Annotated in this window: 27 protein-coding genes and 1 tRNA gene; 8 read left to right on the top strand and 20 right to left on the bottom strand. The window is 67.7% G+C overall.

The features are described from left to right. The gene (locus LHU95_RS05350) at positions 1 to 489 is read right to left on the bottom strand and encodes a nucleoside deaminase (protein WP_248710347.1); all 489 of its coding nucleotides are present in this window, start codon (positions 487 to 489) and stop codon (positions 1 to 3) included. A gap of 100 nt (positions 490 to 589) precedes the next feature. On the opposite strand from LHU95_RS05350, the gene LHU95_RS05345 reads away from it, so the two are divergent. Further along, on the top strand, positions 590 to 775 hold the full coding sequence (locus LHU95_RS05345) for a rubredoxin (protein WP_248710346.1): 186 nt from the start codon (positions 590 to 592) through the stop codon (positions 773 to 775). A gap of 354 nt (positions 776 to 1129) precedes the next feature. Here LHU95_RS05345 and purQ read toward each other — a convergent pair whose 3' ends face one another. From purQ to LHU95_RS05305, 8 genes are all read right to left on the bottom strand, one after another. Continuing rightward, complete coding sequence (purQ, locus tag LHU95_RS05340) at positions 1130 to 1804, bottom strand: phosphoribosylformylglycinamidine synthase subunit PurQ (protein ID WP_248710345.1); 675 nt, start codon at positions 1802 to 1804, stop codon at positions 1130 to 1132. A gap of 95 nt (positions 1805 to 1899) precedes the next feature. Further along, entirely contained in the window at positions 1900 to 2250 is a 351-nt protein-coding gene (locus tag LHU95_RS05335) for a hypothetical protein (protein WP_248710344.1), read from the bottom strand. Positions 2251 to 2262: 12 nt separating this feature from the next. Beyond that, the gene (locus tag LHU95_RS05330) at positions 2263 to 2490 is read right to left on the bottom strand and encodes a hypothetical protein (protein WP_248710343.1); all 228 of its coding nucleotides are present in this window, start codon (positions 2488 to 2490) and stop codon (positions 2263 to 2265) included. Continuing rightward, on the bottom strand, positions 2484 to 2723 hold the full coding sequence (locus tag LHU95_RS05325; RefSeq protein ID WP_248710342.1) for a hypothetical protein: 240 nt from the start codon (positions 2721 to 2723) through the stop codon (positions 2484 to 2486). Before LHU95_RS05325 ends, LHU95_RS05330 begins: the two co-directional genes overlap by 7 nt. Beyond that, entirely contained in the window at positions 2720 to 2962 is a 243-nt protein-coding gene (gene purS / locus LHU95_RS05320) for a phosphoribosylformylglycinamidine synthase subunit PurS (RefSeq protein ID WP_248710341.1), read from the bottom strand. The genes LHU95_RS05325 and purS overlap by 4 nt, the downstream gene beginning before the upstream one ends. Positions 2963 to 3056: 94 nt before the next feature. Then, a complete protein-coding gene (purC, locus tag LHU95_RS05315; protein WP_248710340.1) occupies positions 3057 to 3821 on the bottom strand; it encodes a phosphoribosylaminoimidazolesuccinocarboxamide synthase in 765 nt (254 codons plus the stop codon). A gap of 200 nt (positions 3822 to 4021) precedes the next feature. Then, a complete protein-coding gene (locus LHU95_RS05310) occupies positions 4022 to 4732 on the bottom strand; it encodes an NRDE family protein (protein WP_248710339.1) in 711 nt (236 codons plus the stop codon). 60 nt (positions 4733 to 4792) lie between these two features. After that, positions 4793 to 6847, bottom strand: coding sequence for a protein-disulfide reductase DsbD domain-containing protein (locus LHU95_RS05305; protein WP_248710338.1), 2055 nt, complete (start codon positions 6845 to 6847; stop codon positions 4793 to 4795). Between the two features lie 105 nt (positions 6848 to 6952). Between LHU95_RS05305 and LHU95_RS05300 the strand changes: the two genes are divergently transcribed. Beyond that, on the top strand, positions 6953 to 8119 hold the full coding sequence (locus tag LHU95_RS05300) for an OmpA family protein (protein ID WP_248710337.1): 1167 nt from the start codon (positions 6953 to 6955) through the stop codon (positions 8117 to 8119). Between the two features lie 87 nt (positions 8120 to 8206). On the opposite strand, the gene LHU95_RS05295 is transcribed toward LHU95_RS05300, so the two are convergent. Then, positions 8207 to 10321, bottom strand: a complete 2115-nt coding sequence (locus LHU95_RS05295; RefSeq protein WP_248711505.1) for a sodium-translocating pyrophosphatase — start codon at positions 10319 to 10321, stop codon at positions 8207 to 8209. 169 nt (positions 10322 to 10490) lie between these two features. Here LHU95_RS05295 and ppa point away from each other — a divergent pair, with 169 nt between their 5' ends. The 4 genes from ppa to LHU95_RS05275 all read left to right on the top strand — a co-directional run bounded on the left by ppa (position 10491) and on the right by LHU95_RS05275 (position 12468). Then, complete coding sequence (gene ppa / locus LHU95_RS05290; protein WP_248710336.1) at positions 10491 to 11024, top strand: inorganic diphosphatase; 534 nt, start codon at positions 10491 to 10493, stop codon at positions 11022 to 11024. 69 nt (positions 11025 to 11093) lie between these two features. Continuing rightward, positions 11094 to 12101, top strand: coding sequence for a tripartite tricarboxylate transporter substrate binding protein (locus tag LHU95_RS05285; RefSeq protein ID WP_248710335.1), 1008 nt, complete (start codon positions 11094 to 11096; stop codon positions 12099 to 12101). 38 nt (positions 12102 to 12139) lie between these two features. Next, positions 12140 to 12213 (top strand) — tRNA-Ile (locus LHU95_RS05280). Between the two features lie 102 nt (positions 12214 to 12315). Next, positions 12316 to 12468, top strand: coding sequence for a hypothetical protein (locus tag LHU95_RS05275; RefSeq protein ID WP_248710334.1), 153 nt, complete (start codon positions 12316 to 12318; stop codon positions 12466 to 12468). An 18-nt stretch (positions 12469 to 12486) separates the two neighbouring features. Here LHU95_RS05275 and LHU95_RS05270 read toward each other — a convergent pair whose 3' ends face one another. Genes LHU95_RS05270 through dnaG form a run of 3 tightly spaced genes read right to left on the bottom strand, consistent with a single transcriptional unit; the run spans position 12487 to position 16822 of the window. Then, positions 12487 to 13074, bottom strand: a complete 588-nt coding sequence (locus LHU95_RS05270) for a GNAT family N-acetyltransferase (protein ID WP_248710333.1) — start codon at positions 13072 to 13074, stop codon at positions 12487 to 12489. Then, a complete protein-coding gene (gene rpoD, locus LHU95_RS05265; protein ID WP_248710332.1) occupies positions 13071 to 14987 on the bottom strand; it encodes an RNA polymerase sigma factor RpoD in 1917 nt (638 codons plus the stop codon). Before rpoD ends, LHU95_RS05270 begins: the two co-directional genes overlap by 4 nt. A 41-nt stretch (positions 14988 to 15028) precedes the next feature. Beyond that, the gene (gene dnaG, locus LHU95_RS05260) at positions 15029 to 16822 is read right to left on the bottom strand and encodes a DNA primase (RefSeq protein ID WP_248710331.1); all 1794 of its coding nucleotides are present in this window, start codon (positions 16820 to 16822) and stop codon (positions 15029 to 15031) included. 288 nt (positions 16823 to 17110) lie between these two features. Here dnaG and LHU95_RS05255 point away from each other — a divergent pair, with 288 nt between their 5' ends. Beyond that, the gene (locus LHU95_RS05255; RefSeq protein WP_248710330.1) at positions 17111 to 18094 is read left to right on the top strand and encodes a class I SAM-dependent methyltransferase; all 984 of its coding nucleotides are present in this window, start codon (positions 17111 to 17113) and stop codon (positions 18092 to 18094) included. 169 nt (positions 18095 to 18263) lie between these two features. Here the strand turns inward: LHU95_RS05255 and LHU95_RS05250 are convergent, their stop codons facing one another. From LHU95_RS05250 to LHU95_RS05230, 5 genes are all read right to left on the bottom strand, one after another. After that, positions 18264 to 18725 (bottom strand): 23S rRNA (pseudouridine(1915)-N(3))-methyltransferase RlmH, encoded by a 462-nt coding sequence (locus LHU95_RS05250; protein WP_248710329.1) that lies wholly within the window; start codon positions 18723 to 18725, stop codon positions 18264 to 18266. A gap of 31 nt (positions 18726 to 18756) precedes the next feature. Next, positions 18757 to 19581, bottom strand: a complete 825-nt coding sequence (gene rsfS / locus LHU95_RS05245) for a ribosome silencing factor (RefSeq protein ID WP_248710328.1) — start codon at positions 19579 to 19581, stop codon at positions 18757 to 18759. 12 nt (positions 19582 to 19593) lie between these two features. Beyond that, positions 19594 to 20247 carry a nicotinate-nucleotide adenylyltransferase gene (locus tag LHU95_RS05240; RefSeq protein WP_248710327.1) on the bottom strand — a complete coding sequence of 218 codons (654 nt, stop codon included), beginning with the start codon at positions 20245 to 20247 and terminating at the stop codon, positions 19594 to 19596. Further along, positions 20244 to 21113: a hypothetical protein gene (locus LHU95_RS05235; RefSeq protein WP_248710326.1), complete on the bottom strand. Its 870-nt coding sequence runs from the start codon at positions 21111 to 21113 to the stop codon at positions 20244 to 20246. The genes LHU95_RS05240 and LHU95_RS05235 overlap by 4 nt, the downstream gene beginning before the upstream one ends. 288 nt (positions 21114 to 21401) lie before the next feature. Next, entirely contained in the window at positions 21402 to 22667 is a 1266-nt protein-coding gene (locus LHU95_RS05230; RefSeq protein ID WP_248710325.1) for a glutamate-5-semialdehyde dehydrogenase, read from the bottom strand. A 114-nt stretch (positions 22668 to 22781) separates the two neighbouring features. Between LHU95_RS05230 and LHU95_RS05225 the strand changes: the two genes are divergently transcribed. Next, complete coding sequence (locus tag LHU95_RS05225) at positions 22782 to 23405, top strand: hypothetical protein (RefSeq protein ID WP_248710324.1); 624 nt, start codon at positions 22782 to 22784, stop codon at positions 23403 to 23405. Between the two features lie 84 nt (positions 23406 to 23489). Here the strand turns inward: LHU95_RS05225 and LHU95_RS05220 are convergent, their stop codons facing one another. Together LHU95_RS05220 and LHU95_RS05215 are read right to left on the bottom strand one after the other, a co-directional pair. After that, positions 23490 to 24461 carry a tripartite tricarboxylate transporter substrate binding protein gene (locus LHU95_RS05220; protein ID WP_248710323.1) on the bottom strand — a complete coding sequence of 324 codons (972 nt, stop codon included), beginning with the start codon at positions 24459 to 24461 and terminating at the stop codon, positions 23490 to 23492. A 247-nt stretch (positions 24462 to 24708) separates the two neighbouring features. Beyond that, positions 24709 to 25158, bottom strand: coding sequence for a helix-turn-helix transcriptional regulator (locus tag LHU95_RS05215; RefSeq protein WP_248710322.1), 450 nt, complete (start codon positions 25156 to 25158; stop codon positions 24709 to 24711). Positions 25159 to 25198 lie beyond the last annotated feature (40 nt).

Raw genomic sequence — 25198 nt, 5'->3', positions numbered from 1 at the left:
TCAGCGCTCCCAGGCACCTTCATGCATGGAAGCGGCCTCCGGGTCGTCTTCCAGCAAGGGGCCGAGCACTTCCACCTCGCGCTGGCCCGCCTGCAACACCGTGCGGCAGGGCAGGTCCAGCGTCAGGTTATCCGGATGCGGGCCAATGATCTGGCCCAGCTTGTGCTCGCTCATCGCATAGACCAGCCGGCCGATGCCAGCCCAATACAGGCTGCCCGCGCACATCGCGCAGGGCTCGGCACTGACATACATGGTGGTCTGGGCCAGTTCCTCGGCCGTAAAGGCGGCGCAGGCGCGGCGGCTGAGCACGGTCTCGGCATGGCCGGTGCGGCCTTCGGTGTCGAAGGCGTTTTCCTGCTCCATCAGCACCCTCCCCGCCGCATCCACCAGGATGGCGCCGAAAGGATGCTTGCCATGGGCACGCGCCCGCCGCGCCACGGCAAAGCTGTGGCGAAGGAAGGCGATGTGGTCGAGCTCGGGCAGGGGCATCCGCGCAGCCTGCCATGCCGGGCAGGCTTGACGGAAGCCGCCCATGCTTCGGATGCTCGGCGCCGACCATGCCCCCGCCTGCCTCAGCCCGGAGAATGCCATGAGCACCGACGAAGCCTTTCACATCTGGGAATGCGAGCTGTGCAGCTACGTCTATGACGAGGCGAAGGGCGCGCCGGAGGATGGCCTGGCGCCGGGCACGCGGTGGCGGGATGTTCCGGAGGATTGGTCCTGCCCGGATTGCGGAGCGACCAAGGCGGATTTCGTCATGCGCCGGGTGGCCTGAACCGCACCGGCTCCGTGAAGCCCCGGCGCCTGTCCGGCATCGCGCATCCGGGCCAGAGCAGCGATGCGCTGTTGGCGGGGCCTGGCGGGCTGCCGCAAGAAAGCGTTGCCCTATCGCTTTGTCTCCGCGTTGCGGCCCCCCACCAAGAAATTCAGCGTCTTAGATCTTCTCACTGATGAAGGTGCAGGAAACGAGTTTCCTGCCGGGGAACTCGAGGGGCTGGCCCCTCGATCCCCCCGCAAGGCAACTCACCAGCCTGCGAGAGCCGTCTCATCGCAAGCGAAGACAGGGAAGCCCAGGCCTCTGTTTCCACACATTGCCCGATTTACCGCACGGCCGCGACCGGCCGGTTGTTCAGGCCGGCGCGAGCGCCTCGGCGATCGAGGTAAAGAGCGGCAGGCCATCGGTGCCGCCCACCAGCGGGTCCACGCAGTTTTCCGGATGCGGCATCAGCCCCATCACCCGCGCATTGGCCGAGCAGATGCCGGCGATGGCGTTCAGGCTGCCATTGCGGTTCTCGCCCTCATAGCGGAGCACGACGCGGCCATCGTCCTCCAGCGCGGCCAGGGTTTCGGCGTCGCAGAAGTAGTTGCCATCGCCATGCGCCATGGTGGCGCGGAAGGTCTGGCCGCGCTGGAAATGGCGCGTATAGGGCGTGTCCGCGCGCTCGACGCGCATCACGCAGTCCATCGCGAGGAACCGCAGCGAGGCATTGCGCAGCAGCGCGCCGGGCAGCAAGCCCGCCTCGCACAGCATCTGGAAGCCGTTGCACACGCCCAGGACATGGCCGCCGCGCTCGGCATGGGCCCGCACCGCGGGCATGATGGGCGATTGCGCGGCCATCGCGCCACAGCGCAGATAATCGCCATAGGAAAAACCGCCCGGCAACACGACGAGGTCCGTGCCAGGCGGCAAGGCCGTCTCGCGGTGCCAGAGCATGGTGGGCTTCACGCCGCTCACGCGGTGCAGCGCGATGGCCATGTCCCGCTCGCGATTGGTGCCGGGAAACACCAGGATGGCTGCCTTCATGCCCATATCTCCACACAGCGCTCGGCGCTCAAAACGCGTTCATTCAACACAGCCGGGCCGCCCGGCGGGGCGGCGCCGCGCCGGCGGCCAGGATGTCACTCGGTGCTCTCCGCCGGCCCGGCTCCACGATGGGGCAGCAGGTGGCGAAACAGCGCCTGGCGCTCGCGCACCTGTTCCAGCGTGGGCTTCTCGGTCTCCGCGACGTCGCGCGGCGGGCCGGTCAGGGCCACGCCCATCACGCCCGAGAGCAGCAGGATGGGCGCCACCAGCATGCAGGCCGGGAAGACGGTGCGCGGCGAAAGATCCCGCATCCAGCCCGGCGGCAGCAGCCAATAGGCGATCCACATCAGCGGCAGGGCGGCGATGCCCATGCCCAGCAGCATGCCGGCCAGGACCGCGGCCGGGATGATCGGGAAGAACAGCAGGATGTTGAAGCTGCCCGGCATCGCCCGCCCCCTTCACCCCTGCATCACACGCAACCAGTGCAGCCCGCCCAGCAGCACCGTCGTGCCGATGGCGGCAATGGCGGCGGCCGTCACCCAGCGATTGGCCTTGGCCTTCTGCGTGGCGATCCAGCCCATCCGGGGCTGCGGCTTGCCGCCCGGCAGGCGCTGCTCACGCCAGCGCAGGCCCATGGCCACCAGCACGGTCAGCACCACCATCAGCAGGAGCGAGGCCTTCACCATGGGTAGAAGAACCAGCCCACCGGGTCCCGCCAGCCATCCAGCGCGAAGCTGATCGGCCAGAACAGCCCGCCCAGAAACCCCTTGGAGAGGCGAAAGAACACCTCGGTCAGCCAGTAATTCGAGACGATGGGCGGGCCGAACGCCAGATAGGTCCCGGCCGTGAGCACCCGCCAGGCCGCGAAGCCGAAGGAGGCGATGACGAACCAGCGCAAGGAGGTCTCACGCGCGGTCACATCACCTCCACGGTGAAGCTTTCGATGACCGTATTGGCGAGCAGCTTGCGCGCCATCGCCTCGCCCATGGCCTTGGCCGCAGCGGCATCGGTTTCGGTGACCTCGACGATCATCACCTTGCCCACACGGACCTCACCCACCCCGGTGAAATCGAGTCCGGCCAGGGCGCGTTCGATCGCCTTGCCCTGTGGGTCGAGCACGCCGGCCTTTGGAAACACCGTCACCTTCAAACGCGTCATTCATCCCTCCAACCCGCCCGGGGAAATGGCCCCCCGGCGCCCTGGCGAAGCTGTGCTTCACCAGGCTGCAATCCATTCCCGCACGTCCAGGCGATCACTGGACCATTTCGGGCCCCTTGAGGTCCCGCACGCCGGCCTCGGGCAGGATGCCCAGGCGCCGCGCCACCTCCTGGTAGCCTTCCTCGACCTTGCCCAGATCGCGCCGGAAGCGGTCCTTGTCCATCTTTTCGCCCGTCTTGCTGTCCCAGAGGCGGCAATTATCCGGGCTGATCTCATCCGCGACGACGATGCGCATCTCCTCATTGTCGTAGAGCCGGCCGAATTCCAGCTTGAAATCCACCAGCGTGATGCCGACGCCCAGAAGCAGCCCGGTGAGGAAGTCATTCACCCGCAGCGTCAGCTGCACCATGTCGTCCAGGTCATGCGTGGCGGCCCAGCCGAAGGCGGTGATGTGCTCTTCGCTCACCATCGGGTTCTGCAGCGCGTCGTTCTTATAATAATATTCGATGATGGAACGCGGCAGCCGCGTGCCCTCGGGGATGCCCAGCCGCGTGGCGAGCGAGCCCGCCGCGACATTGCGCACCACGATTTCGAGCGGAATGATCTCCACCTCGCGCACGAGTTGCTCGCGCATGTTCAGCCGGCGGATGAAATGCGTGGGGATGCCGATCTCGCCCAAGCGCGTCATCAGGTATTCGCTGATGCGGTTGTTGAGCACCCCCTTGCCGGTGATGGTGCCCTTCTTCTGCGCGTTGAAGGCGGTGGCGTCGTCCTTGAAATACTGGACGATGGTGCCGGGCTCCGGACCTTCGAACAGGATCTTGGCCTTGCCTTCGTAGATCTGGCGGCGGCGAGCCATGGGGGGCGGTCCTTCTGGAATCGCTTTCGCATATAGCAGGCTTGCCCATGCGTGGCACGCGGGCCTGGGCGCCTGCCACGGCATGCTTGCCGCTGGGTCAAGGAAGGCCAGGTCACCGGCCCACTCCCACACATCGAAGGCAGAGGAAACCGGGCGTCGCGCCGGGGAGCGCGAGGGGCAGCGCCCCTCGCCCCGCTGCATCACATCATCACGGGCGCAAACTCGACCCGATCCGGCGGCCCCGGCGCAAACAGCCACTCCCGCTCACCGGCCCGGCCCAGCGCCAGCAGCGAGGCGCAGAGCGTGCCGAAGCCGCCAATCGGCGGCACGTTCAGTGCCTCGGCCGTGCGCCCCTCGGAATCGGCCAGGAGGGCGGGCCAGCTGCCCCAATCGGGCGGCTCGGGCGGGGTGGCGGCCTGGAAGCGTGGCAGATGCCGGGCGGTGCGCGGGCTGCCCTGATCATTGGGCGGATGGGCCGTGATCATGGAAATGCCCTCGGGCAGGGCCGTCACCTCCGGCTGGCCCGCGCCCAGGCCGGCGATGAACCAGGCGGTCAGGGAATCGGCGACGACCATGTTGAAGGGCCGCCAGAGCCCCGCATCGAGTGCCGCGATGCGGGCCGCCGCCGCCTCGGCCGTTCGGCCCTGAAGGGCGAGGCCCGGCAATTCGCCGCGTGATCGCTTGTCCGGATCAGGGCCCAGGCTGCCCACGCGGTTCAGCACGGTGGCCACCACGCCATGGCGGTTCATGGCCATCCAGGTGCCACCGGCCAGCGTGTCCCGCCCGCCGATGATGCCGGGCCAATGCTCCGCCGGCATCTGCCAGGGGCGGTCCAGGCGTTCATCCCGGTTGGCGGCCAGCAGCAACGGCCAGGTGGCGCCGGGGCGGCGCAGGAGGATCACGGTGCACATGGCACCCCTTTATCACCAGGGGCCCGGGCCCCAAAGGCAGCGGCCCCAAAGGCAGCAACCTCAGCCGCGCAGCGCCTGCAGCAACATCCCCTCCGTCAGGATCTGCGGCAGGATGGCCGGCGCCCCGCCCCCCGCCGGATAGAGCAGATACAGCGGCACGCCATCGCGCCCATGTTCGCGCAACAAGGCCGTGATGGCCGGGTCGCCGCGCGTCCAGTCGCCGGTGAGCTGCACGATCCCGGCGGCGCCAAATGCCCGCTGCGTGGCCTCGGTGCCGATGGCGACGCGTTCATTCACCTTGCAGGAGATGCACCAGGCGGCGGTCAGGTTCACAAAGACCGGCCGCCCCTCCGCCCGCAATTCCGCCAGCCGCGTGGCGGACCAGGCCTCGCCCTGGCCCGGTGCGGCGCTGGCGGGCGGCGCGGAGCCGAGCAGGGGCAGCAGCGCCAGGGCGGCCAGGACCGCGGCCAGGGCCAGCGCCTCGCCCAGGCGGCGGGGCGTGCGGCCGGAATGCTGCGCAACCCCCCAGGCCCAGGCGGCGAGTGCGATGAGCACGGCGCCGACCAGCACCGTCAGCACGCCATCCGGCCCCGCTTGCTGCGCCAGCACCCAGACCAGCCAGGCCGCCGCGCCATACATGGGAAAGGCCAGGAATTGGCGAAAACGCTCCATCCAGACGCCCGGGCGCGGCAGGAAGCGGCCCGCCCCGGGAAACAGGCCGAGCATGGCGTAGGGTGCGGCCAGCCCCAGCCCCATGGCGCCGAAAATGGCCAGCGTGGCGCTGGGCGGCAGTACCAGGGCCGCGCCGATGGCCGTTGCCATGAAGGGGGCGGTGCAGGGGGTGGCCACCACCACGGCCAGGATGCCCGTGAAGAAGCTGCCGAGCGGCCCACCCTGCCCAGCCAGGCCCTGGCCCATCCCGGCCGGCCCGCCAAGCTGGAACACGCCCGAGAGGTTCAGCCCAACCGCCAGCATCAGCCAGGCCATGCCGGCGACAAAGGCCGGATAGGTGAATTGAAAGCCCCAACCTGCCCCGCCGCCCGCGGCCCGCAGCCCGAGCATCAGCCCGCCCAGCGCCAGGAAGGAGAGCACCACCCCAAGGGTATAGCCGGCCGCCTCGGCCCGGATGGCGCCGCGCCCCGCCCCGCCAAGCCGGGCCATGGCCATCGCCTTCATGGCCAGGATCGGGAAGACGCAGGGCATCAGGTTCAGGATCAGCCCGCCCAGCGCCGCGAAAGCCAGGACCTGCCACAGCGGCAAGGGGTTGCCCGGCAACGGCCCGCCCGGCTCGGCCGCCACGAGGTAGGCGCCGCGCACTCCGGCGGCATCGGTGATGGTCAGCACGCCGGTCAGGGGCGCTGGCGGGTCCGCCGCAGCGCGGGCCAGCATCAGCGTGATCTCCCCCTCGCGCGCGGCCAGCCTCTGTTCGGGCGCGTTCTCGATCACATTCTGCGCGTCGGGGAAGAACTCGGCGGCGCGCACGGCGCCGGCCGTGAAGCTCGGGCTGCGGATGGTCAGGGCGCCGCGTGTCCCGGCGAAGCCAAAGCTGGCCTGGAAGGGTGCCGCCCGGGGTAGCGCGGCCTCGGCTGCCTGGAACGCGGCCGCATGCGCCGGGCGGGCCGTCTGCGCCACATCGAGGCCAAGGGTGAAGCGCCCCTCCTCGGGGATGCAGACATCGGCGCAGACCAGCCAGGTGGCATCGGCCGTGATGGTGACGTAATCCCCGGGCTTCAAAGAAGCCGGCGGCGTCACGCTCAGCAGGAAATCCGCCGTGCCGGTATAGCCGAAATTCATCAGCGGGCCGAAGGCGATGCGGCTGGGGGCCGGGAACTGCAACTCCCCCGCCGCCCAGCCCTCGGGCCATTCGATGGTGATCTCGGGCGGGGCGCCGGCATCCCCCGCATTGCGCCAATAGGTATGCCAGCCGGGGGCGAGGCGCTGGCGGAGCATCAGGCGGAAAGGCTCACCAGGGGCGATGGCGGCACGGTCGGCCAGCAGCGTGACCACGGCGCGGGGCGATTCCACGGATGCGGATTCGCTGGCCCGCCCGATGAGGGGGGGCAGAAGCAAGGCCAGGAGAAGCAGCGCACGCAGCATGCCGGATAGAAGGGGCATCCGTGGCCCCGCCGCAACCCTGCCGGAAAGTTTTGCCGTCCTGCGCAACTCGCGGCACCGGACCGGGTTGAGACGCTGATGGCGATTTATGCCCGGAGAGTAGACATGAACCAGTTCAAGACCAGCCTGATGCTTGGCGCCGCGGCGATCGCGCTTCCCCTGGCGGCCGGCGCGCAGCCCGCCCCGCGCAGCGCCTTCGACAATTTCCGCCTGGCCCCCCAGCAAACCGTGACCGGCCTCTACATCGGCGCGGGTGCCGGCGTGAATTTCCTGGAGAACAGCACGCTCAACAGCAATAACACCCTGGCCACCGGGCTGGCCGCGCGCGGCGTTGCCGGCCGTGGCCAGGCGATCTTCGAGCCCGGCTTCGTCGGCGTCTTCTCGATCGGCTATGGCTTCGGCAACGGCCTGCGCATCGAGGCGGAGGGCAATTTCCGCCAGAATGACATTGACAAGGTGGGCGGCTTCCGTGGCGCGGGCTTCACCAACACGGCGGGCGGCATGCAGCGCAGCTACGGCGCCATGGCCAATATGCTCTATGATTTCCGCATCCCGGGCGTGACCTGGATGGTGCCCTATATCGGCGGCGGCGTGGGCTATGTCTGGCGTGACATGCATGGGCTTTCGGTCAGCGCGCCGGGCGGCGTCTCGCTCCGCTCCAGCGATATTGACGGGCGCTTCGCCTACCAGGCCATCGGTGGCGCGGCCTTCCCGATCGCTTCCGTCCCCGGCCTCGCCGTCACGGCCGAGTATCGCTACCTCGGCACCCAGCCGACGGATCTGAACACCCGCCTCGTCAACACGACCAATGGCCGGGTGATCGGCGGCGGCACATTGCGCAGCTCGGACAACAACCACTCCGTGCTTGTGGGCCTGCGCTATGCCTTCAACCAGGCGCCGGCCCCTGTGCCGGTGGCGGCCGTCGCCGCCGCCCCGGCGCCGGCCCGCACCTACCTCGTCTTCTTCGACTGGGATCGCGCGGACCTGACCGACCGTGCGCGCCAGATCATCGGCGATGCCGCCACCAATGCACGGACCGTGGCCTCGACCCGCATCGAGGTTTCGGGCCATGCGGACCGCACCGGGACGGCCGCCTACAACCAGCGCCTCTCGGTGCGTCGTGCCGAAGCGGTAGCGGGCGAGCTGGTCCGTCGTGGCGTCGCGCGGAACGAGATCACCATCCAGGGCTTCGGCTTCGACCGCCCCCTGGTGGCAACGGCCATGGGCGTGCGTGAGCCGCAGAACCGCCGGGTGGAAATCGTGCTGCGCTGAACAGGCGTCAGCCCCGATAAATGGAAAGGGCCGGCGGAGTGATCCGCCGGCCCTTTCTGCGTCTCCCGCCCTCCGGCGGGGTGGGTCTCAATGCGCCAGAATCGCCAGCAGCAGAAGGGCGACGATGTTGGTGATCTTGATCATCGGGTTCACGGCAGGGCCGGAGGTGTCCTTGTAGGGGTCACCCACGGTATCGCCGGTCACGGCGGCCTTGTGGGCTTCGCTGCCCTTGCCGCCGTAATGCCCTTCCTCGATGTATTTTTTCGCATTGTCCCAGGCGCCACCGCCGGTCGTCATGGAGACGGCGACGAAGAAGCCGGTGACGATCACGCCCAGCAGCATGGCACCCAGGGCCGCGAAGGCAGCCCCCTTGCCCGCGATGGCCGCGATCAGGAAGAACCAGACGATCGGGCTCAGCACCGGCAGCAGGGAGGGGATGATCATCTCCTTGATGGCGGCCTTGGTCAGCATGTCCACGGCGCGGGCATAGTCAGGCTTTTCCGTGCCCAGCATGATGCCCGGCTTTTCGCGGAATTGCCGCCGGACTTCCTCCACCACGGCCTGCGCCGCGCGGCCCACCGCCGTCATGCTCATGCCGCCGAACAGATAGGGCAGCAGCCCACCGAACAGCAGCCCGACCACGACGTAAGGATTGGCCAGCGAGAAATCGATGGCGCCCAGGCCGGCGAAGTAAGGATAGGTGGCCGGGTTGGCGATGAAGTAGTTCAGATCCTGCGTATAGGCCGCAAACAACACGAGAGCGCCCAGCCCCGCCGAACCAATGGCATAGCCCTTGGTGACCGCCTTGGTCGTGTTGCCCACCGCATCCAGCGCATCCGTGGTCACGCGGGTTTCGGGCGGCAGGCCGGCCATTTCCGCGATGCCGCCGGCATTGTCCGTGACCGGGCCGAAGGCATCGAGTGCCACGATCATGCCCGCCAGCGCCAGCATGGTGGTGGTGGCGATGGCGATGCCGTAGAGGCCAGCCAGCCCATGCGAGCAGATCACGCCCGCGATGATGATGATGGCCGGGATCGCCGTGCTTTCCATGCTGACCGCGAGGCCGCGGATCACATTGGTGCCATGGCCGGTCTGCGACGCCTCGGCGATGGATTTCACCGGGCGGAACTGCGTGCCCGTGTAGTATTCGGTGATCATCACGATCGCCGCCGTGACACCCAGGCCCACGGCACCGCAGAGCCACAGGCTGAAGGCACCGAATGTGTGACCGCCCGCCGTGGTGCTGCCGAAGCCGAAGAAGATGAAGGAGAGGGGCAGCAGCACCGCGAGGCTGAGCGCACCCGTGACCATGAGGCCGCGATACATCGCCCCCATGATGGACTGGTTGGCCGGCAGCTTCACGTAATAGGTGCCGACGATGGAGGTGATGACACAGACCGCGCCAATCGCCAGCGGAAACAGCATGCCCGAGGTGCGGCCCACATCGCCGAAGCTGATGGCGGCCAGCACCATGGTGGCCACCGCCGTGACCGCGTAGGTCTCGAACAGATCCGCCGCCATGCCGGCGCAGTCACCCACGTTGTCGCCCACATTGTCGGCGATGGTGGCGGGGTTGCGGGGGTCATCCTCGGGGATGCCGGCTTCCACCTTGCCCACCATGTCGCCACCCACATCCGCACCCTTGGTGAAGATGCCGCCGCCGAGACGCGCGAAGATCGAGATGAGCGAGGCGCCGAAGCCCAGCGCCACCAGGCTGTCGATCACGATGCGCGAGTTGATCGCGTGGCCCATGAAGATGACGAGGACGAAGAAATACACCGCGACCCCGAGCAGTGCGAGGCCCGCGACCAGCATGCCCGTGATGGCACCCGACTTGAAGGCGAGGTCGAGCCCCGCCGCCAGGCCCTCACGGCTGGCTTCGGCCGTGCGCACATTGGCGCGGACCGAGACATTCATGCCGATGAAGCCGGCCAGACCCGACAGGACGGCCCCCACCAGGAAGCCGATGGCGACCGTCCCGCCCAGAAGCAGCCAGACCACCACGAAGAGCACGGCACCCACCGCGCCGATGGTCATGTATTGCCGCTTCAGATAGGCCGAGGCGCCCTCCTGGATGGCCTGCGCGATTTCCTGCATGCGCGCATTGCCCGCCGGCTTGGCCATGATTTCCTTGGTCGTGATCCAGCCATAGGCGAGCGACGTCGCCCCCAGCAGGATGACCAACAACAGGGTCACAGTGATCACGTATCTCTTTCCTCTCTTCCCAATCGGGCGGCTGCTTGCCGGCCGCCATTCCCCCGGAGCCTAGGCCGCGTCTTATCTGCTATGCAACCGATGCACCCCTCGCCTCGTGGCGGTTTTTGTGGTTTGACGGCGCATCGTCCAAATCCCAAGGCCGCTGGAGCCCCTGATGAACCTCGACGCCATCCCCATCGGCAAAAATCCGCCGCATGACCTCAATGTGATCATCGAGGTCGAGATCGGGGGCGAGCCCATCAAGTATGAGATGGACAAGGCCTCGGGCACGCTGTTCGTGGACCGCTTCCTGCACACGCCCATGCGCTATCCGGGCAATTACGGCTTCGTGCCGCACACCCTGTCCGATGATGGGGACCCGATTGACGTGCTGGTGGCCAATACGCGGCCCATCGTCCCCGGTGCCGTCATCAATGTGCGCCCGGTCGGCGTGCTCAAGATGGAGGATGATGGGGGCCATGATGAGAAGATCATCGCCGTCCCCTCGCCCAAGCTCACCAAGCGCTATGTGAATGTGCATGAGGTGACGGATCTGCCGCAGATCACGCTCGACCAGATTCGCCACTTCTTCGAGCACTACAAGGATCTGGAGCCCGGGAAATGGGTGAAGGTCATCGGCTGGGGCAATGCGGCCGAGGCGCATAAGCTGATCCTGGAAGCCATCGAGCGCGCCAAGACCGCGAAATAGGCGCGCCGGCGGGCGGTTGCATGAATATTGCATGGCTCGGGTGTAATCTCACCCGAAGGATCGCCCGCCATGCCCACCCGCCGCGCCGCCCTTACCCTGGCCACGGCCCCAATCTGGTCCGCCCCGCTCTTGTCTACCGCGCTCTGGTCGGCGCCTATCCGCCAGGCGCGGGCGCAGGCCGGCTGGCCCGCTGCCCGCCCGATTGAAATCCATGTCGGGTTTTCGGCCGGGGGCGGCGTGGATGTCATGGCCCGCGCGGTGGCGCCCTTCCTGGCCAATCTCCTGCCCGGTGCGCGCTTCGTCATCGTGAACCGGCCGGGCGCCGGCGGCCAGCTCGGCCATGAGGCCGCGGCCAATGCCGCGCCCGATGGCTACGCGCTGGGGGCCACCACCATGCCCGGCCTGGTCTCCCACCCGATTGAACGCGCGGTGCGCTATCGCGTGGCGGACCTCACCTATCTCGCCAACGTGGTGGATGACCCTTGCGCGCTGTTTGTGCGCCCCGAAAGCCCCTATCGCACGCTGGCCGACATCATCGCCGCCGGCCGCGCCCGACCCGAAATCCTGACCTATGGGCTGACCGGCATCGGCAGCGATGACCACCTGACCATGTTCCGCTTCGAAGCGACGACGGGCGCGCGGCTGACCCATGTGCCCTTCCCCGGCATCGGCCAGATGCTGCCGCAGGTGTTCACCGGCCAGGTGGATATCGCGGCGATGAATGTGAGCGAGGCGCTGCCCTTCGTGCGGGAAGGCCGGTTGCGCGGCATCGGCCAGGCCTCGGCCACGCGCTGGCCTGGCCTGCCGGACCTGCCCACCTATCGCGAGCAGGGCGTGGATGTGCTGGGCAGCGCCAGCCGCGGCTTTGTCGGCCCCGCCGGCATGCCCGAGGAGGTGACGCAGCGCCTGATCACCGCCTTCACCACCATGCTGGCCGACCCCAGCTTCATCCGTGAGGCGGAGCGCCTCTCCATGCCGCTGCGCCCGGTTCTGGGGGCGGATTACCGCGCCATGGCATTGGCGATGGAGGCGGAGCTGCGTGCGCTCTGGGCCACGCGGCGCTGGAACCAGGGTTGATCGCGCACGCGGATCACCGCACAAGAAGGCCTCCCTTCGCGCCCGTAGCTCAACTGGTTAGAGCGGGCCGCTCATAACGGCTTGGTTGCGGGTTCAAGTCCTGCCGGGCGCAGGGGGAGGAGTTTCGGCGCAACCCCGGGGGCGCTTGAGGGTTACAACGATCTCAAGGCTTGCGCGTGACGCTCGCCTCCCCCGAACCCCCAGGACGCAATGCATGCCCAACGACGCCGACACTTATCCCGACGAGATCATCATCCGCCAAGGCAAGCTGGAAGAGGGCGAAAACCGTGGCGAAGGCTGGGTCGTGCTGCGCGCCCTCGCCCTGGTCGTGCTGGTGACGGCGGCACTCGCCTATTTCGTGTTCTGACCGGGCGAAAGCCGCGCGTCAGATCTTGAGCCGTTCCGGAATCGGCAAGCCCAGCCGATCCGGAACGGGCCATTCCTCCCGCACCGTTCGCAGCTTGTGGAAGCCTGCCTTCAGGTAATTCGGCAAGGCGCGGGGGTGATCCGCCGTGCAGGTGTTCACCGTCAGCGCCGCCGGCTCTTCTTTCCATGCGGCTGCGATGGCGTGCCGCAGCAGGGCCATGCCGATGCCACCCCCCATGCCCCGCGGATACAGCCCGAAATAGGCCAGGTTCATGATGGGCCAGCCGCGCCGGTCCAGTTCATAGAACCCGAGAATCCCCTCGGCGTCGCGCAGCACATGGATGCTGATGGCGCGGTCCGAGAGCAGGGCATCAAGGTCGCGGTCGCTCAGGGTGCGGCGCAGCCACCAGACATATTCATGCCCGACCGTCGCGTAGAGCTCGCGGTAGAGCGGCACGCCGCAGCGCGGAAACAGCTGCTCCACGACGAGCCCCTCCGGGAGGGGGGCGCCGGGGTCAGCCGGGCGCTTGTCCATCCGCAGGAAGGTGACGTCCACCGCGATGCGGGTGGTGGGTTCCACCAGCTTCATCAAGCTCGGGCGGATCATGTTTCCAGGAAGCTGCGCAGCTTGCGGGAACGGGAAGGGTGCTTGAGCTTGCGCAGCGCCTTGGCCTCGATCTGGCGAATGCGCTCACGCGTCACGTTGAATTGCTGACCGACCTCTTCCAGCGTGTGGTCGGTGTTCATGCCGATGCCGAAGCGCATGCGCAGCACGCGCTCCTCACGCGGGGTCAAGCTGCCCAGCACGCGGGTCGTCGCCTCGCGCAGGTTGGACTGGATCGCGGCATCGAGCGGGATGATCGCGTTCTTGTCCTCGATGAAGTCGCCCAGGTGGCTGTCTTCCTCATCGCCGATCGGCGTCTCCAGGGAGATCGGCTCCTTGGCGATCTTCAGCACCTTGCGGACCTTTTCGAGGGGCATGCCGAGCTTCTCGGCCAGCTCCTCGGGCTGCGGCTCGCGGCCGATCTCGTGCAGCATCTGGCGGCTGGTGCGCACCAGCTTGTTGATCGTCTCGATCATGTGGACCGGGATGCGGATGGTCCGCGCCTGGTCTGCGATGCTGCGCGTGATGGCCTGGCGGATCCACCAGGTGGCATAGGTGCTGAACTTGTAGCCGCGGCGGTACTCGAACTTATCCACCGCCTTCATCAGGCCGATATTCCCCTCCTGGATGAGATCCAGGAATTGCAGGCCGCGATTGGTGTATTTCTTGGCGATGGAGATCACGAGGCGCAGATTGGCCTCGATCATCTCCTTCTTCGCCTGGTTCATGTCCCGCTCGCCGGCGGAGACCGTCTTGTAGACGCGGCGGAATTCGGCGACGGGCAAGCCGGTCGCGGCAGCGATGGCGCCGATCTCGACGCGCACCGCCTCAAGGTCATCGCGCGATTTCAGCGCGAAGGCCGGCCAGGCCTTGCCCTTCAGCTTGGCGACGCGGTCAATGAAGCCCGGGTCCAGCTCGCTGCCGATCCAGTTTTCCAGGAATTCCTCGCGGCGCACCTTGTGGGCGAGCGCCATGCGAAGGACCTGGCCATCCAGCGTGTTCAGCTTGCGGTTCAGCGCCTTGAGCTGTTCGACCAGTTCCTCGATGCGGTTGTTGTGCAGATGCACCTTCTCAACCAGCGTGACGAGTTCCTGGCGGGATTTCTCGTAGGTCTTCTCGCTGCGGCCGGCCAATTCCTCGCCGGAGGTGTAGAGGTCCATCCGCTTGGAAGAGAGCTTGGTGAGCTTGCTGAAGATCGTCTGGATCGCCTCGAAATTGGCGATCACATCGGGCTTCAGCTTCTCCTCCAGCGCCGAAAGCGAGAGGCCCATGCCCTCGCCTTCCTCGCCTTCCTCGAATTCCTCGGGCTCGGGGGGCGTGCCCTCGGGCGTGTCGGCGGCGTTGGTGGCTTCGAGGTCGATCACATCGCGCAGCAGCATGCGCGGCGGCTCGGCCTTCAGCGCTTCATACCAGGCGATGATGGCCTTGAAGGTCAGCGGGCTCTCGCAGAGGCCCGTGATCATCATGTCGCGCCCGGCTTCGATGCGCTTGGCGATGGCGATCTCGCCCTCGCGGCTCAGCAGTTCGACGCTGCCCATCTCGCGCAGATACATGCGCACGGGGTCGTCGGTGCGGCCGAGGCTTTCCTCGTCCACATTGCCGCCGGCCTCTTCTTCTTCCTTTTCCTCGCCATCCTCGGATTTCGCGGGCTTGGCTTCACCCTCCTCGGATTCCTCGGCCTCGACGACGTTGATGCCGGCTTCCGAGAGGGAGGAGAGCGTGTCCTCGATGAATTCGCTGCTCACCTGCTCCTGCGGCATGGCGGCGTTGACTTCGTCATAGGTGACGTAGCCGCGCTCCTTGCCACGGGCGATGAGCTTCTTGACGGCGGCGGAGGTGATGTCGAGCAGCACGCCTTCGACCGCTTCCTCGCGCGCTTCGGCCGTCTCGCTGCCATTCGCCGTCTTGGTCGCCATGCGTCACTCCATTCTCGTGCCGGGGGAGAAATACCCCCCCACTATACCGCGTCCGCTTCGTCCGACTCGCCACGCCGCAGCGCGTCGAGCGCCTCGGTCAGGCGGATCAGGCGGATTTGCGCGGCCGGATCATTGGTCGCCGCAAACGCCATTTGGGCTGCCCGAGCGTCCTCGGCCAGCTCCGCCTCACCCCGGAGGAAACCAAACATCTGCCAGAAAGCGTCCAGAGCCTCCTTGGGTTGCGCGCCAGGGCGTGCCTCCATCGGCAAACCAGAGGCGCGCAGGACCCAGTCAGCGGCTGGAGCGATCCCGCACAGGGCGAGGTGGGCGATCAACTCGCCCGAGTCAAGGCGCGCGGCACCTTCGATCCACGCCAAAAGCGCATCTCTCACCTGCCGGGCGGGGCCATCGGGCAAATCCAGCAGGGCCAGCGGCTCCTGCGCATCCCGCAAAATCTCCGGCTGATGGATGCAGATGGCGAGAATGATGCGCGCGCGCTCGGCTTGGATGCCCTCGGGGTCCACCACCGGGCGGGGGTGCCGCGGCGCTGCCCGCTTGCCCGGCTTGCGCGAGAGCTCGAAGAAGCGATTGAAGAAGGCGCTGCGAAATTCGCTGGCCAGCGCCTTGTCGGGGATGGTCTGCGCGATGCCGGCCAGGCGGTTGCGCAGGGCGGCCCGCGCCTCCGGGGCCTCGGGCAGCCTTCCCCCCACGATCAGGCCGAAGATCGCCTCGGCGAGCGGTTGCGCGGCATCCAGCAGCGTCTGGAAGCCGCGCGGCCCCTTTTGCCGGATCAGGGTATCCGGATCCTCGCCGCCCGGCAGGGTGATGAAGCGCAGCGAGCGTTCCGGGGCCAGCAGGGGCATGGCCAGCTCCGCCGTGCGGGCCGCGGCACGCTGGCCGGCGGCATCGCCATCGAGGCAGAGCACCGGCTCCGGGCTCACCTGCCAGAGGGCTTGCAACTGGTCCTCCGTCAGGGCCGTGCCGAGGGGGGCGACGGCACCCGTGAACCCCGCCTGGTGCAGCGCGATCACGTCCATATAGCCCTCGGCCACCAGGAGGGTGGCGCCGCGAAACACGCCCTCCCGCGCGAGGTCCAGGCCGTAGAGGTTGCGGCGCTTCGAAAACAGCACCGTCTCCGGCCCGTTCACGTATTTCGGCTGGCCATCGCCGAGGATGCGGCCGCCAAAGCTGATGGTGCGGCCGCGCCGGTCACGGATGGGGAACATGACGCGGTTGAAGAACAGGTCCACCACGCGGGCCCCCTCTCCGTTGAAGCCCTCGCGCTCCTGCATCAGGCCGGCTTCGATGAGCTGGGCCTGCTCGATGCCCTCGGCGCGGAGTTCGGCGAGCAAGGCGCCGCGCCCGGCGCCGGACCAGCCAAGGCCGAAATGCCTGATCGTCTCCTCGGTCAGGCCCCGGCGCTGGAGATAGGCGAGGCCCTCGGCACCTTCGGGGGTGCGCAGGCGGCGGGCATAGGCGGCTTCGGCGGCCTGGAGCACGCCGTAAAGATCCTTCGCGCGGCGTTCGCGGGCGGCGGCTTCGGGCGTGGGCTTGGGGATGTCGAGCCCGGCTTCGCCGGCCAGGCGCTCGACGGCCTCCATGAAGCCGCCGCCCTCGGCGCGCATGATGAAGGCGAAGGCGTCGCCATGCGCGCCGCAGCCAAAGCAGTGGAAGCTGTCATCATAGACATAGAAGGATGGCGATTTTTCATTGTGGAAGGGGCAGAGGCCCTTCCAGTTCCGCCCGGATTTCGAGAGCCGCACGCGCCGGCCGACCAGCCCCGGCATCGGGGTCCGGGCGCGAAGTTCATCGAGAAAGTTGGGAGGAAGCGCCATCTGCGGGGCGCAGATTAGACGCTATTGCGGACCGCTGAAATCTCGATGGGGAAACCAAGGCGGACCTGCCACGGTGGGCCGCATTCCGGCGGGCGCCACGCTTGCCGAAGGGGCCCGCTTGCAGGCGGGGGTACACGGCGGCCGGGCAGTTTGGGGCCGGCCGGCGCCGCTTGGCCTGTTGCCGGCCGGGGTCGTCGTCGGCTTGTTTGTGCTGCATCTTTATGGGTGCAAACGGCGTCATTTGGCCGAATGATGTCGATATCTCCCCGCGCAGCAGGAGCAGCGCCCATGTTGCCGAAGACGCTTCAGATCTTGAAGTCCATCCCGCGGGGGCAGTATGTCGCTGACGACGTCGTCTGCTACGATGATGCAGAGATGCAAGAGCTGGCCGCGACACTCAAAAAATTGGTGTTCGCGCCATCCAAGCTCCGTCGCTTTTTACAGGAAGCCGGGGTGACGATTACTCGGTCTGATGTTTATTCGGAGATTCCAAAAATCTCCGAAATTGAAGATGCGTTTTCGAAAAAATCAAATATATGCCTTGATTATATTTTCCAAGACGCAGATTTTTTGAAAAACTTTTTGATTGAACTCAGTATTTTTTCAAATGAATTTGATCCACCAAAACATTCGTCTGATCCAGCAGAATACTCGTGGACGCACGGCCCATTCAGCTATAGCGACGCAATGTCTTACTATTGCATGATTAGGAAATTAAAGCCAAAAAATATCATTGAAATTGGATGTGGCACATCCACACTTGTTGCTCAGGCCGCCCTCAAAAAGAATGGATCAGGTCGCCATATTGCAATTGAACCTTTCCCGAAAGATTTCCTATACGGCATAGAAAATATCGAATTGATCAAATCAAAAGCACAAGATATTCAGCTGGATTTCCTGAACAAAAATCTCTCTGATGGCGATATATTATTCATCGACACAACGCATACGGTTCGTCATAATTCTGACTGTCTCTACATATACCTAACTCTTTTGCCCTTCATTCAGCATGACATTATCGTTCACGTTCATGATATTTATCTACCTGACACGCTACCACTCCAGATGATGCGGGATCACCAGGTGTATTGGGGCGAGCAGTATCTTCTTTATGCATATTTAATCCGAAACAAATCAACAAAAGTCCTGTTTGGCAGCAATTATCACAAGTTGAAAAATCAGAAGCTCCTCCAGAACTTCATGCATGGACGCCATCCCGAAGGGGGAGCGAGCTTCTGGTTCTCCCAAAGCAAGGCGAACTCCCGCGGCTGAACAGGTCGCGCCGCCCGAGAGACTGTTTGGGAACGCTGGCAGGTCGGTTGCGCGGGTCTTTTCCGCCCCTGCTGCGTCGTGCCGAAGGCACGCCTCCGGCGTGACACCAGACTTGCAGGGACGAAAAATTCCTCGCGCATCCGCTGGCGCCAGCGTTCCCAAAGGTTCTCTAAGGCCGCCAGGCCCGATGATAGGGGTGGTTCGCCCGAATGCATTGCGCGCGGAACAATTGCTCCGCCAGCAAGGCCCGCACCAGCAGATGCGGCCAGGTCAGCGCCCCCAGCGAGAGACGATGATCCGCCCGCTGCGTGATGGCGGCGTCCAATCCCTCTGCTCCGCCAATCGCAAAGCAGATCGGCCGCGCGGCCTCTTCCCAGCGAGCGGTCAGCAGGGCCAACGCCTCACTGCTGGGCGCCGTGGCGCCAAGATCCAGTGCCACCAGCAGCGCATTCTGCGGCAGTGCGGCCAGGATGGCGGCGGCTTCCCGGCGGCGCGCTTCGGCCGGGCTGCCGGTCGCTTCCGGGAGTTCCGTCAGATCGAGCGGTGGGCGCAGGCGCGCGTTATACTGGGCGAAGAGGGCACCCTCGGCGCCGGATTTGAAGCGGCCGATCGTGACCAGCCGGGCCTTCACACGCGGGGGGCTTTCACCATCGGCGTCGCCGTCAGATCGGCGATTGCTCGCCCGGCGCTGCCTCACCGAGGGGGCTGTCGGGGCCCCACATCTTTTCCAGGTCGAATTTCAGCCGGCCTTCGGGGGTGAAAAGATGGATGATGAGATCGCCCGCGTTGATCAGGACCCAATCCTCGCTGCTCTCGATCGCGTTGCGGCGCAGTTTGAGGCCCTCGGCGGCGAGGGCCTGGTCCAGATGCGCGGCCATCGCCTCGATCTGCCGGCCGACGAAGCCGGTCGCGATGATCAGGCGATCCGCATAGCTGGCGCGGTTGGTCACATCGAGGATGACGATGTTCTCCGCCTTGTCGTCATCCAGGCTCTTGCGGGCGGCCTCCACCAGGCGGTCCAGCCGGCCCGGATCATGGGCGGCGGCGCGGGCGGATTTGGACGCGGCGCGCTTGGGCGCGGCGGGCTTGGCGGCTGAGGTCGGCTTGGCCTTGGGCTGGGCGCGCAGCACGGCTGTGGTGGCGCGAGGCTTGGGCTTGGCCGGTGCGGCCGCGGGGCGTTCGAAACTGGGGGAGCCCTTGGTCACGCGCGGGCGCGGCGCAGGCGCTTCGGCCGCACGCGGCTTGGCGCTGACGCGCGGACGGCTCGGCGCCTCGGCGCGCGGCGCGGCGGCAGCACGGCCACGCGGCGCAGGCGCTTCAGCGGCGCGGGGCTTTGCACTGACACGCGGACGGCTCGGCGCCTCGGCGCGCGGGGCGGCCACGGCACGGCCACGCGGGGCGGCGGCTTCGTTGTCGCGCGGCTTTCCGGCGCGCGGCGCGGCGGGCTTGCGGGCCGGCTTCTTGGTCTCGTCAGGTGTCCGCGCCATGCGCTGGGTCTCTCACTTCGTCAGTTCAACGGGATCGTCAGTCTGGTGGGGCAGGCCCCGGGCCTTCGCCGACGCCGCCCGGATGGCCGTGGCTGAAATCGCCCGCTCGGCCGCCGGGACAAAGCACCAGGGGGCACCCGCCGTCCAGCGCGAAGCTTGCAGGGCGGCTGCGCGTCGGCGCCGATGGGCCAGCACCGCCGCAGCCCGGCCACGCAATGCAGCCCGGCTGTAGCCCGGACGCGGCAGCACCGCCAGGGGCGTGTGCCGAAGAATATCCTGCCAGCGCTGCCAGCGGGGCAATTGCGTCAGATTATCCGCCCCCAGGATGAGCACGAAGCGCGCGCGGGGGAAGCGCCGGCGCAGCAGATCCAGCGTTCGATACGTATAGCGGGAGTTCAGGCGTTGCTCGATATCACTCGCCATGATCCGCGCATCCCGCGCCACATGCCGCGCACTGGCCAGCCGCGCCGCGAATGGCGCCATCCCCTGCACCGGCTTCAGCGGATTGCCGGGTGAGACCATCAGCCACACCTGGTCCAGCCGCAGCGCCCGCAGGGCGGCCAGCGCCACATGCGCGTGCCCCGCATGGGCCGGGTTGAAACTGCCGCCCAACAGGCCGATGCGCTGGCGCCGCCCATCCCCGAAACGCCCCGGCTGCCCGTTCAACGCGTCCGCACGCTCACGGATACGGGTGCGGCCAACAGCCCCTCATAGGTGACGGTGTAGCTGCGCCCGGCCTCGGTCGGCAAAGCCGGCGAAAATCCACCGAGCGAAATCAACTCCCCCACGCGCAACCGCTCCCCCCGCGAGGCGAGATCCTGCGCGAGCCAGGGGATGACGTTCAGCGGATGCCCCAGCAGCGCCGAACCCGGCGCGCGGGCCAATTCGCGCTGATCGCTCGCCAGCGTGACGGTCATGCTGGCCAGGCGGGCCGCGAACTCCTCGCTGACCTGGACGGGGATCCCCTCGCCCAGCACGCCCAGCCGCGCGCCGACATTGATGCCCAGCAGGTTCGGCCCGTCCATGCCGGAGGCCAGCACCAGGTCCGGCATCTCGATGAAGGGGATCACCAGGTCAATATGGCGCAGCACGTCCAAATGCGTCCGCGCCTGGTTGATCGCCTCGTCCCGCACCCGGACCATGAGATCGGCCTCGACCGTCGGCACGGAACCGAAGCGCGCCGGGACTTCCGCGCCGGAGCGCAGGCGCACCGTGTTCTCGTAGATCGTGCCGGTGACGGGATGCGGCACGCCGAAGCGCGTCTGCGCGGCGGCATTGGTCAGCCCGACCTTGTAGCCCACCGGCCGGCCCCATTGGCGCACCATGATGGCCACAAGCTTGTCCTGCGCGCATTGGCCATCGGCCAGGCTGGTCATGCCGGCCAGCGGCGGCGCCGGCGTATTGCTGAGCAATGCGCGCGACAGCGCCTCGACGGCTTCATCGCTCGGGCAGGCGGCGGCGGCGGGGGTGAACAGCGCGGGGCCGGCGATGGCAAGCCCGGCCGCGGCGGCGAGGAGCAGGTGGCGCATCATGGTTCTCTCCCTGGATTTACGGGAGAGAGTAACGCTTTCGGCCAGGGAAGGAAGATCAGAGATTGGCGGCCACGGTGCCCCGCCACCGCTGCCCCGACAGGTAGCGGAAAGGCGGCGCGGGGGTCGAGAGGCCAGCCCCTCGAGCTCCCCGGCAGGAAACTCGTTTCCTGCACCTTCATTCGGGGACTTGTACCATCGAAAATCCAGGAAATCCGGCTTCCTGGTAGGGTTGGGCGCAAAGCGGAGGCAGGGCTGGAGGGCAAAGCCCTTGCTGCTGAACCTGCGCAGCTAACCGCGCACCTGCCCCGTCCCGGTCACGCGGTAGCGAAAGGTGCAAAGCTGCTCCAGCCCAACCGGGCCACGCGCATGCAGCCGGCCTGTCGCGATGCCGATTTCCGCGCCAAAGCCGAATTCCCCACCGTCGCAGAATTGCGTCGAGGCGTTCCAGAGCCCCACCGCCGAATCGATTCCGGCCAGGAAAACCTCGGCCGCGGCCGCATCCTCGGTGATGATCGCCTCGGTGTGCTCGCTGCCGAAGCGGCGGATATGGGCCAAAGCGCCCTGCACCCCATCCACGACGGCGATGTTCAGCACGGCATCCAGCCATTCCGTGGCGAAATCCGCCTCGGTCGCCGCATCCAGCTCGGGGCAGATCGCCCGCGCGCGGGCATCGGCATGGAAGCGGCAGCCGCGGGCGGCGAGGTCACCGACCAGAAGCGGCAGCAGGCCAGGCGCCACCTCCGCGTCAATCAGCAGGGTCTCAGTGGAGCCGCAGACGCCGGTGCGGCGCAGCTTGGCGTCGAGCAGGATGGCGCGCGCCATCTCGGGCTTCGCCGCCGCATGGACATAGGTGTGGCAGAGCCCCTCGGCATGGGCGAGGACGGGCACCCGCGCCTCCTCCATCACGCGCGTGACCAGGCCCTTGCCGCCGCGCGGGATGATCAGGTCAATCAGCCCGGAGGCGCGCAGCATGGCGCCGACAAAAGCGCGGTCCTGGGTGGGGGCAAGCTGGATCGAGGCCTCGGGCAGGCCGGCGGCAAGCAGGCCGCTGCGCAGGCAGGCCGCGATGGCGCGGGCGGAATGGGTGCTTTCGCTGCCGCCGCGCAACAACACGGCGGAACCAGCCTTGAGGCAAAGCGCCCCCGCATCGGCCGTCACATTGGGCCGGCTCTCGAAGATCATGCCGATGACGCCGAGCGGCTGCGCGACGCGCTGGAAGCGCAACCCATTGGGCCGCGTCCATTCGGTGAGCACGCGGCCGACGGGGTCCGGCAGGGCGGCCACCTCCTCCAGCCCCAGCGCCATGGCTTCGATGCGGCCGGGCGTGAGGGTCAGCCGGTCGCGAAAGGCGGGGGAAAGGCCCGGGGCCGCCGCAAGATCAGCCGCATTGGCGGCCTGGATGCCGTGCTGCGCGGCGCGGATCGCGGCCGCGGCGTGGCGCAGTGCCGCGTCCTTCGCGGCGGCCGGCGCGCGCGCCAGTTCGGCCGCGGCCGCACGGGCGGCACGGGCAGCGGTCTCCAGCAAGGGCGCGGTCTGGTCGGTGATGGCGTTCACGATGGGCCTCCGGCCGCAGGGATAGCGCGGATGGACCGGCTTGCGAAAGAGACTGCATCCCCGCACCCCTGACGACCCGCTTGCATCCGCCGCTGTCTCACACGACGATGCATCGTGCTTTATCTCGCAGCCTGGCTGATCTTTGGCTGGACGGCTTCCGCCCTGGGGCAATCCGGCGGCTGTACCCCCACGCCCGGGCTTGAGATGCGCGTGACACTGCTCGGCTGCGAGGTGCTGCGCCGGGGCGATCTGGGCGGAGGCCTGGCGTGGGAGGTGCAGCAGCGCAGCTATGATCCGCCGCGCGCCGGTTCCGGTCCCACGAGCTTGCGCGTCATGGTGGTCCGCCAGGGCGGGGCGGCCGTGGCCTGGACCGAACCCAGCTTCGGCCATCCCGCCCGGCCGGAGCGCCTGGTCACGCCGCGCGGGACCTTGCTGCGGCTGCCGGTGCGGCCCGCCACCGGGAGTGAGACCTCCCTCGATGAGGTCTGGCTGCGTCGCGAACCGCTGGGCGACTGGGTGCATCTGGATGCCCGGCTCTGGCGCGACGAAGCCGCGTTGCGGCTGGCGCCGGGCGAGACGCTGAGCCCGGCCTCTCGCCTGGAGATTCGCCCTTTGCGCGCCACCGGCCAGGTCGCGCGGCCCGGGGACCGGGCCGGCCAGCCCAGCGGCGGCGCCTATACCGCCTGGCTGGATCTGGGCGAGGACCGGCTGCTGCTGATCGGCTTCAGCCGGCGATAGCGCCGCATTCGCCTAAGGAACAACAGGACGGGCCGGGCTGTCACACGCCGGCGCGATGGCGGTTTGACCGCCCACCAGGGCCGGTCAGCCGTCAGGTGTCGCCCCGCTGGCGCGGACCATGGGCGCCCAGCGCAACGTCTCGGCACGGATGCTGGCGGCGAGTTCGGCCGGGCCGCTCACCGGCATGGTCTCCATCCCGCGCCGGGTGAATTCGGCGCGCAATTCGGGATCGGCCAGCAGGGGGCGCAGGGCGGCCGCCATGCGCTCGGTGATGGCGGGCGGGGTGCCGCGCGGGAACAGCCAGGCATCCCAGTTGGAGACCTCGAAGCCGGTCAGCCCCGCTTCGGCGACCGTGGGCAGGTTGGGCAGCAGCGTGCTGCGCGTGGCCGTGCCGATGGCCAGCGCCCGCACCCGCCCGGCTTCCAGCGCCGAAAGCACGGTGGGCGCCGTGGCGAAAGCGTAATCCAGGTGCCCGGCGATCAGGTCCGTGGACATCGGCCCACCCCCCCGATACGGCACATGGACCGAGCGCGTGCCGGCCAGGTGGTCGAACTGCACCACCGCCAGATGCCCGATGGAGCCCGGCCCGGAATTGCCCGCCCGGACGCGCTCGGGCGCGGCCAGCATGGCGGCCCGCAATTCCGCCACGCTGCGCCATGGGCGATCGGCCGGCACGCAGAGGATATTCGCGACCGAATTGATATGGGCGATGGGCTGGAAACTTTGCTCCGCATCAAAGGGCAGGCTTCGGTAGAGCGTGGGGTTGATCGCCAGCACGCCGATATTGCCCTGGAAGATCGTGTAGCCGTCCGGTGCCGCGCGAGCGACGAGTTCAGCGGCAATATTGCCGCCGCCCCCGCCCCGGTTCTCGATCACGATCTGCTGGCCGAGTGCCGCCCCCAGGCGCGGCGCGATCAACCGGGCCGCGATATCGGAGGAGCCGCCAGCGGCGAAGGGAAGCACGATGCGGATGGGCCGCGCCGGCCAATCCTGCTGCGCCCGGGCCAGGCCCGGCGCGGCGAGGCCGGCGAGAATCAGGGTGCGGCGGCGGGTCATGCGCGTGCTCCGAAGCGAGGCGCTCAGGCTATGGCGAGACGGGGCGGGCACCAAGCCGCGATTGCGGCGCATCATGCCATGCGGCGCCGGGCACGCCAGTACAGCGGGCGATGCGCCCGCGGCCTGCCGGATTTCCATGCAACACGCGGCGCCATGATACGGCGGCAGTCAAACCAGGACGCCTGCCCGCGCTACGGAGACGGCCGGTGAACCCCATCCACGGCGCGTCACGACGCGCGCGCGGCCTCTATTCCGTGGGTGTCATCGCCTTGATGAGGTCGAAGACGCGCTTGCGCACGGAGGGGTCGGAGATGCGGTAATAGGCGCGCACCAGTTCCAGCGTTTCGCGGCGATGCAGCGTGTCATCGCCGAAGCCCTCCTGCGCCTCGGCGAAGCCGGCGACGCGGTTGGCGAAGCCCTGGCTGCCGCTGACGGAGCTTGGCAGGTCATCGAAGAAGAAGCTGATCGGCACGTCCAGCACGCGCGAAAGGTCGAACAGCCGCGAGGCGCCGATGCGGTTCACCCCCCGCTCATATTTCTGCACCTGCTGGAAGGTCAGGCCGAGCGCCTCGCCCAGGCGTTCCTGGCTCATGCCGAGGAGAGTACGGCGCAGGCGCACGCGGGATCCCACATGCACATCAATCGGGCTGGGACGGTGTTCCTTCTCGACCTTCTCGGTCGCTTCGCCACTCGACATCGCTTCTCTCATCTCAAAACGCGCCCTTAGCCAGCGTTGG

The organism is Sediminicoccus sp. KRV36, from assembly GCF_023243115.1.
Taxonomy (GTDB): Bacteria; Pseudomonadota; Alphaproteobacteria; order Acetobacterales; family Acetobacteraceae; genus Roseococcus.
The sequence above is the reverse complement of the archived record's forward strand: the minus strand, read 5'-3'. Positions and strand labels throughout refer to the sequence as shown.